This window comes from Pseudomonas sp., assembly GCF_037994325.1.
Lineage (GTDB): Bacteria > Pseudomonadota > Gammaproteobacteria > Pseudomonadales > Pseudomonadaceae > Aquipseudomonas.
In genome coordinates this window covers 1-3,675 of record NZ_JBBNAH010000768.1, presented here as the reverse complement: position 1 = coordinate 3,675, position 3,675 = coordinate 1, and the positions used below count along the sequence as shown (strand labels likewise).

The 3,675-nt window shown below is 58.6% G+C and carries 1 protein-coding gene; it reads right to left on the bottom strand.

Annotated features, from left to right (window positions below; genetic code table 11):
* Positions 1 to 165 precede the first annotated feature (165 nt).
* The gene (locus AAAB16_RS25745) at positions 166 to 3,075 is read right to left on the bottom strand and encodes a ribonucleoside-diphosphate reductase subunit alpha (protein WP_340665921.1); all 2,910 of its coding nucleotides are present in this window, start codon (positions 3,073 to 3,075) and stop codon (positions 166 to 168) included.
* Positions 3,076 to 3,675 lie beyond the last annotated feature (600 nt).

Genomic DNA, 3,675 nt, shown 5'->3' with positions numbered 1-3,675 from the left:
GGTTTGTGCGGTTGGTGCGCATAGCACACCCTACGGTTTTGCGTGTTGGCCAAACGGTTGGGTTTGGCTTGAGATTTCTGGGTCCCCGCCTGCGCGGGGACGACGGGGTTTTTACGGCTTTCGTCGTCCCTGCGCAGGCAGAGATCCAGTTTCTCGGGTACTACCTTATTGGCAAGCTTCGCAATCCGGTTCGTCGATGGCGCAGGCCTTCGGTACTGGAGCTGGGCCGGCTTGTGGCGCGGCGGCTTGCGATTGGGCAGGCGCTGCGCTTTGGCTTTCGCCGCCACCACTGGACACGGCGTTGAGTTTGCCGGTGTTGATGGTGGATTTTTCGGTGCTGGTGGCGGCCAGGGCACGGAGGTAGTAGGTGGTTTTCAGGCCACGGTACCAAGCCATGCGGTAGGTCACGTCCAGTTTCTTGCCGCTGGCGCCAGCGATGTACAGGTTCAGGGATTGGGCCTGGTCGATCCATTTCTGGCGGCGGCTGGCGGCGTCCACGATCCATTTGGTGTCAACTTCAAACGCGGTGGCGTACAGGTCTTTGAGTTCCTGCGGAATACGCTCGATCTGTTGTACCGAACCGTCGTAGTACTTGAGGTCGTTGATCATCACCGAGTCCCACAGGCCGCGGGCTTTCAGGTCGCGTACCAGGTAGGGGTTGATCACGGTGAATTCGCCGGAGAGGTTCGATTTCACGTACAGGTTTTGGTAGGTCGGTTCGATCGACTGCGATACGCCGGTGATGTTGGCGATGGTGGCGGTCGGTGCGATGGCCATGATGTTGGAGTTACGAATGCCTTTTTGCACGCGGGCACGTACCGGCGCCCAGTCCAGGCTTTCAGCCAGGTCAACGTCGATGTACTTCTGGCCACGTTGTTCGATCAGGATTTGCTGCGAGTCGAGCGGCAGAATGCCTTTGCTCCACAGCGAGCCCTGGAAGGTTTCGTAGGCGCCGCGCTCATCGGCCAGGTCGCACGAGGCTTGAATGGCGTAGTAGCTGACCGCTTCCATGGAGGAGTCGGCGAACTGCACGGCAGCGTCGGAACCGTAGGGGATGTGCTGCAGGTATAGCGCGTCCTGGAAGCCCATGATGCCCAGGCCAACCGGGCGGTGTTTGAAGTTCGAGTTACGCGCTTGTGGCACCGAGTAGTAGTTGATGTCGATAACGTTATCGAGCATGCGCACGGCGGTGTTCACGGTACGTTGCAGTTTGGCCAGGTCCAGCTTGCCGTCAACGATGTGGTTCGGCAGGTTGATGGAGCCCAGGTTGCACACGGCAATTTCGTCGGCGTTGGTGTTCAGGGTGATTTCGGTGCACAGGTTCGAGCTGTGAACCACGCCCACATGCTGCTGCGGGCTGCGCAGGTTGCAGGGGTCTTTAAAGGTTAGCCATGGGTGGCCGGTTTCAAACAGCATGGAGAGCATCTTGCGCCACAGGTCTTTGGCTTGGATGGTCTTGAACAGTTTGATTTTGCCGCCGTACTGGGTCAGGGCTTCGTAGTACTCGTAGCGCTCTTCGAAGGCCTTACCGGTGAGGTCGTGCAGGTCTGGCACTTCGCTTGGCGAGAACAGCGTCCATGGGCCGTCGTCGAAGACGCGCTTCATGAACAGGTCTGGAATCCAGTTGGCGGTGTTCATGTCGTGGGTACGACGACGATCATCACCGGTGTTCTTGCGCAGCTCGATGAACTCTTCAATGTCCATGTGCCAGGTTTCCAGGTAGGCACACACCGCGCCTTTGCGCTTGCCGCCCTGGTTTACCGCTACCGCGGTGTCGTTCACTACCTTAAGGAACGGCACAACGCCTTGGGATTTGCCGTTGGTGCCTTTGATGTAGGCGCCCAGCGAGCGAACTGGAGTCCAGTCATTGCCCAGACCGCCGGCAAATTTGCTCAGCAGGGCGTTGTCGCGGATGGCGTCGTAGATGCCGCCCAGGTCGTCCGGCACGGTGGTCAGGTAGCAGGAGGAGAGCTGTGCACGCAGGGTACCGGCGTTGAACAGGGTAGGGGTGGAGCTCATGTAGTCGAACGACGACAGCAAGTTGTAGAACTCGATGGCGCGGTCTTCTTTTTGCTTTTCTTCAATCGCCAGGCCCATGGCCACGCGCATAAAGAACACTTGCGGCAGTTCGAAACGCACGCCGTCTTTATGGATGAAGTAGCGGTCGTACAGGGTTTGCAGGCCCAGGTAGGTGAACTGCTGGTCGCGCTCGTGGTTGATGGCCTTGCCCAGTTTTACCAGGTCGAAGTCTTTCAGCACGGGGTTGAGCAGTTCGAACTCAACGCCTTTTTCGATATAGGCCGGCAGCGCTTTGGCGTACAGGTCGGCCATTTCGTGGTGGGTGGCGCTGGTGGCGACCCCCAGGAAGCCCAGGCCTTCGGCGCGGATGTTGTCCATCAGCAGGCGCGCGGTGACGTAGGAGTAGTTCGGCTCACGCTCTACCAGGGTACGGGCGGTCATCACCAGGGCGGTGTTGACGTCGCTTTGCGCTACGCCGTCGTAGAGGTTTTTCAGGGTTTCGCGTTGGATCAGGTCGCCGTCGACTTCAGCCAGGCCTTCGCAGGCTTCGGTCACGATGGTGTTCAAGCGGCCCATGTCCAGCGGCGCCACGCTGCCGTCGGCGTGGGTAACACGAATGCTTGGGTGCGGCTGGGCTGGCTCGTTGCTGCCACGTACGGCGCGCTCTTTGGTGCGGGCGTCGCGGTAGATTACGTAGTCGCGGGCGACTTTTTGCTCGCCGGCGCGCATCAGGGCCAGTTCAACTTGGTCCTGAATTTCTTCGATGTGGATAGTGCCGCCCGAGGGCATGCGGCGCTTGAAGGTGGCGCTGACTTGTTCGGTCAGGCGCGCGACGGTTTCATGAATGCGCGACGAAGCGGCAGCGGTGCCGCCCTCAACTGCAAGAAACGCTTTGGTGATGGCTACGGTGATTTTGTCATCGGTGTACGGCACCACGGTGCCGTTACGTTTGATCACGCGCAGCTGGCCAGGGGCAGTGGCGTTCAGGTCCTGGGTGGTGTCAGGTACTTGAGGCGCTACGGCCTGCGGGTTCTCGCGAGAGAGGTCGGTCTGCATTGAAGTCTCCGTGTTCTGCATTTATCTAATTTTTGGACACTGCGTGGTGACGCCGTTCATTCGATTATTTTCTGTAAACCAGGTGTTGCTAGAACCACTGTTTGCACAAATCAAACGCCCTGCACCTGGCGCGCTCCTGGGTAGGGAAGGCCGGCAGCAAGGTCTTACAACAGGTCTGAGGGGTGGTGCTCAAGCTCATCCCTGGCTCAAAAAGCGACGTGTACTGGTTAAAACGTAACCACAATACCTAGTGGTGCGTGCCTGGTGGCGTTACACCGAAAACTGGCCGCTCGTCGAGCATAATTTAGGCCAGTTTCAAAATTTGCCACCGAGGCGGCAAACGGGGAATTAAAGAGCGATTGTGCCACCGGTTAAGGCCCACGAAAGGGGCTTGACGTTTCATTCTTCTAGTGTCCGGTAGCAAGCCTAAAACCCAACATGTAGGTGTTTGGCGCGATGGGGATACAAGATAGAGCGCTCACCGGCTCATTGCAAGGCGACTGTTACACACAGCCTGTGGATAAAGCTGTGGGTTACTTTGGGGTAAGTTGGCTTAACCCGCATGGGCACTGGGATTGCCCCCGGCGGACCACTCGTCGC